The organism is Vibrio salilacus (genome assembly GCF_002811245.1).
Classification (GTDB): domain Bacteria; phylum Pseudomonadota; class Gammaproteobacteria; order Enterobacterales; family Vibrionaceae; genus Vibrio; species Vibrio salilacus.
Map to the genome: position 1 here is coordinate 50,357 of NZ_NIVQ01000019.1, position 11,989 is coordinate 62,345.

Annotated in this window: 11 protein-coding genes and 1 pseudogene; 5 read left to right on the plus strand and 7 right to left on the minus strand. The window is 44.2% G+C overall.

Annotation, left to right across the window (positions count from 1 at the left end):
• Positions 1-113: 113 nt before the first annotated feature.
• On the plus strand, positions 114-1,250 hold the full coding sequence (gene msrB / locus CDZ87_RS12965) for a peptide-methionine (R)-S-oxide reductase MsrB (protein ID WP_100753922.1): 1,137 nt from the start codon (positions 114-116) through the stop codon (positions 1,248-1,250).
• Between the two features lie 89 nt (positions 1,251-1,339).
• On the opposite strand, the gene dbpA is transcribed toward msrB, so the two are convergent.
• Positions 1,340-2,716: an ATP-dependent RNA helicase DbpA gene (gene dbpA, locus CDZ87_RS12970; RefSeq protein WP_100753923.1), complete on the minus strand. Its 1,377-nt coding sequence runs from the start codon at positions 2,714-2,716 to the stop codon at positions 1,340-1,342.
• A 103-nt stretch (positions 2,717-2,819) separates the two neighbouring features.
• On the minus strand, positions 2,820-3,473 hold the full coding sequence (folE, locus tag CDZ87_RS12975) for a GTP cyclohydrolase I FolE (protein ID WP_038176488.1): 654 nt from the start codon (positions 3,471-3,473) through the stop codon (positions 2,820-2,822).
• 155 nt (positions 3,474-3,628) lie between these two features.
• Here folE and moeA point away from each other — a divergent pair, with 155 nt between their 5' ends.
• The 4 genes from moeA to CDZ87_RS12995 are packed head-to-tail and all read left to right on the plus strand — an operon-like array spanning position 3,629 to position 6,793.
• Complete coding sequence (gene moeA / locus CDZ87_RS12980; protein ID WP_100753924.1) at positions 3,629-4,864, plus strand: molybdopterin molybdotransferase MoeA; 1,236 nt, start codon at positions 3,629-3,631, stop codon at positions 4,862-4,864.
• 8 nt (positions 4,865-4,872) lie between these two features.
• On the plus strand, positions 4,873-5,622 hold the full coding sequence (gene moeB, locus CDZ87_RS12985; protein ID WP_100753925.1) for a molybdopterin-synthase adenylyltransferase MoeB: 750 nt from the start codon (positions 4,873-4,875) through the stop codon (positions 5,620-5,622).
• A gap of 25 nt (positions 5,623-5,647) precedes the next feature.
• Positions 5,648-5,947, plus strand: a complete 300-nt coding sequence (locus CDZ87_RS12990) for a hypothetical protein (protein WP_100753926.1) — start codon at positions 5,648-5,650, stop codon at positions 5,945-5,947.
• 15 nt (positions 5,948-5,962) lie between these two features.
• A complete protein-coding gene (locus CDZ87_RS12995) occupies positions 5,963-6,793 on the plus strand; it encodes a sulfurtransferase (protein ID WP_172953585.1) in 831 nt (276 codons plus the stop codon).
• Here CDZ87_RS12995 and CDZ87_RS13000 read toward each other — a convergent pair.
• The 5 genes and pseudogenes from CDZ87_RS13000 to CDZ87_RS13020 all read right to left on the minus strand — a co-directional run.
• Positions 6,785-7,049, minus strand: a pseudogene (locus tag CDZ87_RS13000) (aspartate/glutamate racemase family protein); the annotation flags it as partial. The gene CDZ87_RS12995 and the pseudogene CDZ87_RS13000 overlap by 9 nt on opposite strands.
• Positions 7,050-7,183: 134 nt before the next feature.
• A complete protein-coding gene (phaC, locus tag CDZ87_RS13005) occupies positions 7,184-8,959 on the minus strand; it encodes a class I poly(R)-hydroxyalkanoic acid synthase (protein WP_100753928.1) in 1,776 nt (591 codons plus the stop codon).
• Between the two features lie 56 nt (positions 8,960-9,015).
• Positions 9,016-9,363 (minus strand): phasin family protein, encoded by a 348-nt coding sequence (locus CDZ87_RS13010; protein ID WP_100753929.1) that lies wholly within the window; start codon positions 9,361-9,363, stop codon positions 9,016-9,018.
• A 36-nt stretch (positions 9,364-9,399) separates the two neighbouring features.
• Positions 9,400-10,608, minus strand: coding sequence for an acetyl-CoA C-acetyltransferase (locus CDZ87_RS13015; protein WP_100753930.1), 1,209 nt, complete (start codon positions 10,606-10,608; stop codon positions 9,400-9,402).
• Positions 10,609-10,619: 11 nt separating this feature from the next.
• Entirely contained in the window at positions 10,620-11,360 is a 741-nt protein-coding gene (locus CDZ87_RS13020) for an SDR family oxidoreductase (protein WP_038176473.1), read from the minus strand.
• Positions 11,361-11,989: the final 629 nt, after the last annotated feature.

Here is an 11,989-nt window from a genome sequence, read left to right on the forward strand (position 1 = left end):
TTTTTTTTGATCTTTATTGATACAACCTCAATAAAATTCTAACAAGCGGTGTAATTTTTTTTCCACTTAACCGTTCTATTTAATCGATAACGAAAACAATCGATGAGGTTGATATGAAAGTAAAGTTTAAATCGGCGCTGTTATCACTGGCACTTATTGCCACAACGGCGTCATTTTTTGGTATAGCAGACAATCATCTGTCGAAGAGCCACGCAGGAAAAGAGATTGAGATTGCCACCTTAGCCGGAGGATGTTTCTGGTGCACGGAATCCGATCTAGAGAAATTTGATGGTGTGGTTGATGTGGTTTCTGGTTATTCAGGCGGCGACCTAGAATACCCGACCTATAAGCAAGTTTCATCCGGTAAGTCAGGCCATATTGAAGTGGTTGAAGTTAAATACGATAGCAGTGTTGTCAGCTACGAACAAATTCTCGATCAGTTCTTTCGTCACATCGACCCAACCGATGACAAAGGCTCATTCGTCGATCGTGGCCCGCAATACCGCCCAGCCATTTTCTACCACAATGAGCAACAAAAGCACATCGCGCAGCAATTTATCGCCGAAATAGATCAACTGGGCATATACAAAAAGCCACTTAAAACCGAACTGATTGAGTTTGAAAAATTTTGGCCCGCAGAAGACTATCATCAAGACTATTACAAACGAAATAAGGTTCGCTATAACTACTACCGTTATGCCTCTGGTCGCGATCAGTATTTAGACAACATCTTCGGTGATGATCGCCAAGACAACCCCGTGACTCTGCGCCAGATGATCGATGAACAAAAACAAGTTCGCGATATCAAACCATACGGCAAACCTTCTGATGAGGTGATTAAAGCAAACTTGTCTGAATTGCAATACTATGTCACTCAGGAAGAAGGAACTGAGCGTGCGTTCAGTAACGAATACTGGGACAACAAACAAGCGGGCATCTACGTTGATATCGTGTCTGGTGAACCTTTGTTCTCATCTACGGATAAATACAAATCCGGCACTGGGTGGCCCAGTTTTACCAAGCCGATTCACTCAGGTTACATTGTCAAAAAAACCGATAATCACCTGCTTTACCAAAGAACAGAGGTGAGAAGCCGTTTCGCCGACTCTCATCTAGGTCATGTGTTTAAAGATGGCCCTGCTCCAACCGGTTTACGCTACTGCATGAACTCCGCGGCGATGCGTTTTATACCCAAAGAAAAGATGGCCGAGCAAGGCTACCAAGACTATCTCTATCTCTTTGACAGCTAATCCTGTCTTAGGTAGTTAAAAATCTTGGACAAATAAAAAAGCCAACTCACATAAGTTGGCTCTTTACTGGTTGAAAGTCAGCGTATTAATTATTTCATTACGCGCGCTTTAAAGCTGCGACCTTTCATTTTACCCGTTTGCAGTTGGTTAAGCGCAGGCTTGACGATGTCATGTTCAACGGCAACATAAGAAACCATTGAAAGGATATTGATTTTGCCTATCTTTTTGCCATCTAGCCCAGCTTGTTTGGTCAACGCACCCAAAATATCGCCAGCACGGACTTTTTGCTTCTTGCCACCCAAAATTTGGATCGTCTGCATTTTAGGATAGAAAGGACGTTCTAGTGGTTTTTCTGGTAGTTGAGATGGCGAAATCGCGATATCCATATACTCATCAATACGAGCAACTCGGTACGCTTCTTTTTCATTGTACAAGCTAAAGGCCATCCCCTTTGAACCTGCACGACCAGTACGACCAATTCGATGGACATGCACTTCTGGGTCGCGTGACAATTCAAAGTTAAACACCGCATCAAGGTTATCAACGTCTAGACCACGCGCGGCAACATCAGTCGCCACCAAAATCGAAATACTTTTGTTAGCAAACATCGTCAATGCTTGTTCACGCTCACGCTGTTCCATGTCACCATGCAATTCAACTACGCTAAATCCGCGGTGAAGAAGCTCATCGGTGACATTCTGTACCTCTTTTTTGGTGTTACAAAAAACCACAGAAGATTCAGGTTTATGCGTTAACAATAACGCTTCTAACGCATCATCACGTGATTCTGTTGACTTCACCTCAAAGAAGCGTTGTTCAATCGTCGTGGTCTGATGGGTTGATTCAACCTTGATCATTTGCGGATCAACCATGACTTTCTGCGCTAGTGACTCAATATCGTCCGGGAACGTGGCACTGAACAATAAGGTCTGACGTTTACTCGGCGCAGCGGCAATAATGGTATCGATCGCGTCTTCAAAGCCCATATCAAGCATGCGGTCGGCTTCATCAAGCACCAATGTATTTAGTTCATCAAGATTGATGCGCCCTTTTGACATATGATCGAGAATTCGACCCGGTGTACCGACCAAAATATGCGCGCCGTGTTCAAGCGAACCGATTTGCGGCCCCATTGGCATACCGCCACATAACGTCAAAACTTTAATATTGTGGATGGCGCGAGCTAAGGTTCGGATCTCTTTCGCCACTTGATCAGCCAGTTCACGTGTTGGGCAGAGTACTAGGGTTTGAACACGAAAACGCTGAACGTTTAAGTTGCTCAATAGACCCAGAGAAAACGCAGCGGTTTTACCTGAACCCGTTTTACCTTGGCCAATCACATCTTTACCTTGCAGTACCATAGGTAAAGCTTGCTGTTGAATCGGAGTCATTTCTGTATAGCCTAAACTGTTGAGCGTTTCTAACATCTCAGGTCGTAGGCCAAGTGTTTTAAATGAGGTTGTCACTGTCGTATCCTTTAAGGACTCGCCAGAAAGCTTGTCCTGGCAGAAAAAGTAAAACCGCCTCAAAAATGAAGCGGTTTGAATTGGTTAAATCGCAGCAGTTTCCCTAGCGAATTCCGTGTAGGAACTCATGACGGGTCGCGGAATTTGATTTAAAAATACCACCTAAAGCAGTTGTCGTCGTTTCACTGGTGGCATCCATGACACCACGTGACTTGACACAATAATGGGTCGCATCAATCGTGACAGCAACATCGTCAGACTCAAGCAAGGTTTGTAGTGCGACCAAAATCTGCTGTGTCATGCGTTCTTGCACCTGAGGGCGCTGAGCGAAGAAACGAACAATACGATTGATCTTCGACAAACCGATGATCTTGCCACGCGGAATATAAGCCACTGCGGCGCGGCCATCGATAGTAACAAGGTGATGTTCACAAGTGCTGGTTACCGTGATGTCTTTTACACGAACCATTTCACTGACGTTCATCTTGTTTTCGATTACCGTGATTTTTGGAAAGTTGGCGTAGTCTAGCCCAGAGAAGATCTCATCAACGTACATTTTTGCTATACGTTGCGGTGTTTCTTCAAGGCTATCGTCCGTTAGGTCAAGCTCTAGTAAAGAAAGAATTTCACGCATATGATGCTGAATTTTTTCTTTTTTCTCTTCTCGGCTGAATTGATTAGCCGCCATTGGCGTCTCTAATCCACGGCTTTCTAGCGCATCTTTGACCAATATTGCGGATTCGCTAAGACCTGACATTCCACTTCCTCTTAATTACCCCTTTAGGATGGCTGACAAGGATACTCGGATTTTTGAATAATTACACCCATATTTTACAGGGGTCATTATTGCCGATTTGATATTGTGGTAAAGTGGCTAACAACAATAAAAAAGAACAAAATTAGGATTCAAATATGGGCTGCTGTGACGCACCAGGCTTGATGCCAATTGAAGAAGCGATGGAAAAGATGTTGTCGCCAATCACACCTATCCAAACTACTTTACAACTGCCGATTGCCGATGCCATTGGTTATGTTATCGCCGAAGAGATTCAGTCGCCAATTTTTGTGCCGCCATTCGATAATTCAGCGATGGATGGCTATGCGATTCGTATTGCCGATTTAGCCAATCAGCAAGTCATGCCTGTCGCGGGTAAGTCATTCGCAGGGCAACCTTTTGAAGGCGATTGGCCACAAGGGAGTTGCGTGCGAATTATGACCGGAGCCAAAATTCCACTCGGTTGTGATGCGGTCATCATGCAAGAAAATACCGAGGTCACCGACGCTGGTGTTCAATTCAACCAAATCGACGTAAAGCCAAACAACAATATCCGCCCTACCGGTGATGATATTAAACAAGGCGATGTCGTATTGCTGAAAGGCGCTCGTTTGACCGCACGTGATATTCCAATGATCGCGACTTTAGGCATTAGCCATGTCACTGTCGTGCGTAAACCTCGGGTGGCTTTTTTCTCAACTGGTGACGAACTCAAGCCGCTCGGTGAGCCCTTAATTGAAGGCCAGATATACGATAGTAATCGTTACGGCATTAAGTCATTGATTGAAAATTTTGGGTGTGAAGCGATCGATCTCGGCATTATCCCCGATTGCCCTAAAACGCTCGAAGCGACGTTTGAAAAAGCGCAAACCCTTGCAGACGTGGTGGTGACCTCTGGTGGCGTAAGTGTTGGTGAAGCCGATTACACTAAAGACATCCTTGAGCAACTGGGCCAAATTGGATTTTGGAAGCTGGCTATCAAACCTGGTAAGCCATTTGCGTTTGGTAAACTGTCAACCGCTTGGTTCTGCGGCCTTCCCGGCAACCCAGTTTCGGCGGTACTGACAATGTACGTATTGGTTCAACCTTTACTGGCTAAACTTGGCGGACACAGCGAGTGGAAAGCACCACAGTCTATCCCTGCGATTACTCGCAGCGCGTTTAAAAAGGCACCTGGTCGCACCGATTATCAGCGTGGCATCTATTCGGTTGAAAATGGCCAGTTTGTTGTTGAGACAACGGGAAATCAAAGCTCGGGCGCGTTTCGTTCAATGAGTCTTGCCAATTGCTTTGTGGTACTAGAACGCGAGCGTGGACGAGTTGAAGTGGGCGAAACCGTCAATATTCAACTTTTCAATGCAACGCTCTACTAGAGGTGTTTGTGGAAATTCTTTCTGATCCAGAGATGCTGCGCTACAACCGCCAAATCATCCTTAAACAGTTTGATTTTGACGGCCAGGAAGCGCTAAAGCAGAGCTCAATCTTGATCCTTGGCGCTGGAGGCTTAGGCTGCGCGTCAAGTCAATACTTAGCTGCTGCCGGTATTGGTAAGCTGACTTTAATTGATGATGACGTTGTGGAATTATCGAACTTACAACGCCAAGTTTTGCATCATGACGCTGATATAGGCACAAAAAAAGTCTTGTCAGCGGCACATTCACTCAAGCAACTCAATCCTTACCTTAAGCTAGAAACCATAGATCGCCGTTTGAATGATGATGAACTTAGCACTTTAATCCAAGCTCATAGCTTAGTCGTTGATGCATCGGATAATGTCGAGACACGCAATCAGCTCAACAAGATCTGCTTTGCCCATAAAATTCCGCTGGTCTCTGGCGCCGCCATTCGTATGGAAGGCCAAGTGAGCGTCTTCACTTATCAAGACCCAACTGAACCTTGTTATCAATGCTTAAGCGCCCTTTTTGGTAACAACGCTTTAAGTTGTGTGGAAGCTGGCGTCATGTCACCTGTAGTGGGAATTATTGGCGCAGTTCAGGCAATGGAAGCCATCAAGGTTATCGCTAATTATGGTAACGCGAAAAAAGGCAAAATCCTCATGTTAGACGCGCTAACGATGTCGTGGCGTGAAATGAACTTAATGAAAATGCCAACCTGCCCAGTGTGTGCATAGTTAACGGAGCCGCGAGAGTAAAACGATGAACAGTCCAAAATACTATCTCGCTGCCCTTGCTTGTGTGCTACTTGCGTTATTGCTAGGGATAAAAACACCGAACAATGAACACTTCGAAGGCATCGTTGTGGCGCAAACATTAACTGAGTCTTTAGACGGGCATCGACTGTTTTTGAATATTAAAACCAAACAACAACTCATGCTTGTGCAAGTCGACCCAAAAACGGATTGTCCTGATGGCTCTGAAGTATATATCGTACAAAAGCAAAGCTTATTTAGTGACATTGTCACTTACCAGCTTGTACAGTGTAATCAGGCTCGATAGATAATTAAAGGAATAATAATGTCACCTCTAGTCAGCCCTCAGTGGCTTATGCAGCAGAGCAACAACCCGCAATTGGTTGTACTTGATGCCAGTATCGATTTTCAGATCCCTGGAGAAGTCGAAAAAGACCGCGTCAACCTTATTCCAGGAGCGCGCCGGTTCGACTATGACACGGTTTTTTGCGATCCCGAATCTCAATTACCGCATATGATGCCCAGCGAAGCGCGTTTCAATCAACTTGCACGCCAATTAGGATTAAATTCTGATTCGCTGATTGTCGTTTACGATAACAGCGGCACTTTCGCGTCCCCCCGAGCGTGGTGGATGCTAAAAGCCATGGGGCATAAACAGGTTTATGTGCTTGATGGTGGCTTGACTGAGTGGAAGAAGCAAGGCTTAGAACTTAACCAATCCTATGTAGAGAATAAGCTAGCAGGTAACTTCTCAGGCAAGCTTGATCCTAACTACTTTGTTGATGCCAAGTATGTATTAGCTAATATCGACAATCAGGCCAGTCTCACGGTGGACGCTCGTGGTCGTGCACGCTTTGACGGTAAAGTGAAAGAACCGCGAGTGGGCGTTCGTAGTGGCCATATTCCAAATTCGGTTTGCCTCCCATTTGCCGAATTGGTCGATGGACACAAGTTTAAACCGAATCAAGAGCTTGAGCGTGTTTTATCGAGCACCTTGTCTAATCAAGCACAACAAACTATTTTTAGCTGTGGATCAGGCGTTACCGCCTGTATTGTCTTACTTGCCGCTCACATTTGTGGTTATCAGAACTTAGTGGTTTATGACGGTTCTTGGACTGAATGGGGCGCAAGTTTAGACTTACCCATCAGCTAATACCGAACGCTGCGCACGATTAGGCACCACAACATCTATAGGGTATTTATCGATCAGCCTTTGTTTATAGAAATCTTGCTCCATGGTAAACGCCGCACCGCTGTAGCAGCTCGATTTCGGCAAAATCGACGCTATTAATGATGGCTTTGGCTGAATGTAATCCACCCATACGTCGTTTGATTTGCTCATTGAGATAACGATAATACGTTGCGGTCGATTCCCAGCTCATTCCACCAATAACACCAATGGTTTTCATTCTATTTCCCTACCCGTGCCAAACAGTTGATCTTTTCATGCTCAGATAATTAACCAGATCCCGTCCTTCATTACAAACAAAAGCCTCTAGAAAAAACTAGAGGCTTTCAATGACGCGACCTAGACTTAATTATATTAAACTTTAATTGGCAGAACTTGCTTAACATACCCACCGGGCGCGGCTTCCAGTGACGGAAATTGCTCACTGCCAACACTGCAGGGTTCAACTTTTTCTTCAGGACTAAATCCAAGTAACCATTGGTTCCAATGCGTCCACCACGAACCTTCATTGTGCGCGGCATTAGCAAGCCATTCATCGGCGTTATCGTCTAAAGAGTCATTAACCCAGTAACCATATTTGCCTTTGTCTGGATGGTTTATGATTCCAGCAATATGGCCAGATTCACCAAGAACAAAAGTTTTATTGCCACCAACATTAAGCGCACCACGGTAAGTCCCTTGCCACAACGCAATATGGTCTTCTTTGGTGGAGACAAAATAACTGGGAACTTTGATCTTATTGAGATCAATCCAGACACCACCAATTTTGACGCCTTTGTCTTGGACCAACTTGTTATTGAGATAAAGTTCACGCAGCATAAAGTTGTGGGTTGCTGCTGCCACATTGGTGCTGTCGCTGTTCCAGTACAAGAGGTCAAAATCTACTGGGCTTTGCCCTTTAAGGTAGTTGTCAACGTAGTAGTTCCAATACAAACTGTTTTCGCGCAGAAGACTAAAGGTGACGCTTAAAGAACGACCATCCATATAGCCTTTGGCGTTATTTTGCAGTTCAATCGCATTGATGATGGTGTCGTTGATATAAGCACCCACCTCTCCCGGTTGAGAGAAATCGAGCAGAGTGGTAAAAAACGTAGCGCTCTTAATGCGTTTTTTCATTCGCTTGGCCGCATAGTAAGCAATAGTACTTGCCAACACGGTGCCACCAATACAATACCCTGCAGCGTTAACTTGCTCCTGACCAGTAATGTCCTCAATGGCTGAAACTGCTTTGGCAACGCCTTCCGTAACATAGTCACCAAATTCTACCTCACGCTGCGCTTCACCTGGATTACGCCAAGAAATCATGAATACACAGTGGCCTTGTTGCAAAAGCCAGCGCACCATCGAATTTTTTTCACGTAAATCAAGGATGTAGTATTTATTCACAAATGGCGGAACAATCAGCAGCGGTGTTGCATTGACGGTTTCCGTCAGCGGACGATATTGAATAAGTTCGAACAACTCGTTACGGTAAACCACATCACCCGGTGTATTGGCCACATCCTCACCAATGCGGAACGCATTGTTATTCGTCATACGGATCTTAAGGATATCTGCACTTGACTCTACGTCTTGCTTAAGTTGCTCAAGACCGATCAGTAAGTTTTGTCCATTTTGCTCTAACGTCAGTTTAAGCAGTTCAGGGTTGGTGGCTATATAGTTACTTGGCGATAGCGCGTTAATGGCTTGACGTGAAAAAAAGCTGATCCTTTCTTTGCTTTTTTCATCTAAGCCTTCAATGCTCTCTATCGTATCGAGGTAAGTTTTACTAAACAATAAATAGGACTGTTTAATAAAATTATAAAATAGGTCGTCTTTCCATTCTTGATGAGAAAAACGTTTATCGCCCTTTTCTGCCGAAATGAGCTCTTGTTCTGTGTTGCCTGCTAATACAACATTTTGCCAAATTTGCAGCTGTTGTTGCCACCATTCGGCTTGTAACTTTAACAATGCAGCCGGTTGATTCGCCGCATTTTCAAATAGTTTGGCGTTATCTTCAAAATTGACTTCTTGCATTGCTTTGTTGAGAGGGGTGTTTGCGGCTGCCCTGCTGAGCTCGAGATCATCCCACCATTTTTGATTGGTTTCTTGAAGCTTAACAAGGTAGTCCGAAAAGAAGTGCTGTAACATAATACTACTCCTAAGATCGGAAAAATGCCGCCTTTCGGCGGCAAAACAAGTCAGTGTTATGCAGGAGTCACTGTCTTAAGGTTTTCCGATGTCATCTGCTCAACATCATCTTTGAACTCTTTGGCAATCGATTGTAACTTATTGCTATCGTCCATCATCTGTTGAGATAACTTAGTCAGTACGCTCAACTGCTGGCTATTAAACGCAGTCAGTGACGTCACGTCTCTCACTTCACTCGCCGCTTTCATTTGCGTCAAACCCATTTCACTGTAAGTACGAATAGCATTGAGCTGAAGCTCCGTCAGTACTTCAACATTTTTTGTCACGAGTTTGTTGAATTTCGCATACGGCGCTAAAGTTTGTTCTGTTTGATCAGTAAATGTTTTAAAAAAATCTGTGTACATGCGTGTTACTCCTAAAGTAAGTCCATTTATGAATAGTTAACTAATTGATTTAATTACGACAGCAGTACCCATACCACCACCGACACAAAGCGAAGCCACACCATATTGACGCGCTTCGCGATTTAGTTCGTGTACAAGTGAGACTAAAATTCGGTTACCCGACGCACCAAGGGGGTGTCCTAATGCAATTGCCCCACCGTTTAAGTTTGCTTTATCTAGAATTGATGAAACTGACACCTGATGCGTCTCAGCAAGTTTGTGTATCACACCCAGCGCTTGCGCAGCGAATGCCTCATTAAGCTCGTAGAGATCGATATCGTCAGTGGTGAGCTGTGCTTTTGCCAACGCCTTGGTCACTGCCTCGACAGGTCCTAAACCCATAATTTCAGGCTCCAAACCCGATTGAGCGTAACTGACGACCTCGGCAAGAGGAGTGAGATTGTACTTATTCAGTGCCGATTCACTTGCAATCACAATGGCACTGGCACCGTCATTGATTCCAGACGCGTTGCCAGCAGTAACTGTGCCATCGCGTTCAAACGCTGGACGAAGTCGAGATAAACCACTAATGGTTGCCTCTGGTTTTGGGTATTCATCGGTATCAAAAGTTACGGTTTCACGGCGCTTTTTAACATCGACCGACACAATTTCCTGCTTGAACTTTCCAGCTTCAATGGCAGAGACGGCTTTGAGCTGACTCGCTAGTGCGTATTCATCTTGTTGCTCTCGGCTAATACCCACCTGTTTTGCTACGTTTTCAGCCGTCACGCCCATATGGTACTGGTTGTAAGCGTCGGTCAGCCCATCATTAATAAGCAGATCGGTCAGGGTCATATTGCCCATCTTGTTTCCGTCACGAATACTCGCTGGCACAGTAAAAGGAATTTGTGACATGACCTCAACACCGGCAGCAACGACCACTTGCGCATCTCCAGCTTTAATATGACTAGCCGCATCCATCACCGCTTTCATACCGCTGCCGCATACCATGTTAAGTGAGTACGCAGGTACTTGATGTGGAATACCAGCGTAGAGCGCCGCTTGTCGTCCGACCCCCATCCCCTGTCCAGCACTAATCACATTGCCAACGATGACTTCATCAATGCAATCAACCGATGCACCACTTTCCGATAGCGCGGCTTTAATGGCGATAGAAGCCAAGTTACCCGCAGAGATATCTTTTAATGAGCCACCAAAAGAACCGATAGGCGTGCGCTTAGCCCCAACAATAAAGATCCGTTCCATTGTTATTCCTTTTAATGCATGTATAAGCCGCCGTTTACAGAGAGTGTTTCTCCTGTAATATAGGCACCGGCTTCACTGACTAAAAAAGAGACGGACTGAGCAATTTCATGAGGTGTCGCTAAACGACGCATCGGAATTTGCGCTTTAATTGATTCAAGAACTTCGGCGTTCATCTCTTCAACCATTGGCGTGGCGGTGTAACCGGGAGCAACAACGTTGACGGTAACTCCACTGCGAGCGCCTTCTGCAGCCAATGCTTTTGAAAAGCCGATCATGCCAGCCTTTGCCGCCGAGTAATTTGTTTGCCCAAACTGCCCCTTGAGACCGTTAACCGATGAGATATTAATCACTCGTCCATGACCTTTTTCACACATCGCAGCAAACAGTGGTTGAGTGACATTGAAAACACTGTTCAGATTAGTCTCGATAACGTCCTTCCAAGCAGAAGCATCCATCTTCTTAAATGTACAATCACGTGTGATACCTGCATTATTTACCACAACATCCACGGTACCTTCTTCTTCAAGCAATGCAGCTAAACGTTGAGCGCACTGCTCGGTATCCGTTACATCAAGTTCAAACAATCGCACCTGTTGTTCGGTAAAACCCTTAGCGTTGAACCAGTCAAGTGCGCATTGATAATTACCCGTATAGTAAGTAGCAATAATGCGATATCCATCCTCGACTAGTTGCGTTGAAATAGCAGAACCAATTCCGCCTTTTGATCCAGTGATCAAAGCGATTTTCTTCATCAAGAGACTCCATTCCTTACAGCAATTAATGTATTCATTGATATAAATTGAACAGTGCTCCATACAAAGCACCAAAACACGTTATTAATAATCGTCTAAGACTTACATCGTCTCTATATTATTTAAACTAAACCCTTTTTATTACACTTCAAATATTTTATTGGTTAAAATGCATAAGGTTGAACAAGATCTCATATAGGATGAAATGTTATAACTATGTCAATTTCATTTAAGTCTTTGTTTTTAAGGCTTTTTATTATTAACTATTATTATCAGCAAGAATCTATCGTGTTGTTTTATATAGATAAAATTAATGTTACATAGATACGGCTCAGTCTGATCACTATTTAAACAGCATCATTATCACTAGCGAACTTAGGCAATTAGGCAATTAGGCAATTTTACTGTTGTTTTCCCCATTTAACTTTAGTCTTAATTTAGCCCCCCACTTAAATACTATAATTGTCATTATCTTTAGAGCTAACTAAAAACTATCTATTTATCATTCAGTATTAATTATGGCTGTAGCCCCAGGGTGAGATCGCGAACATTTTTTAATCAAAATAACGATCGGTTTGACGATCACATTTAGCTGTGATCATATACTCCCTTTTTCGGGAGAGCACCAT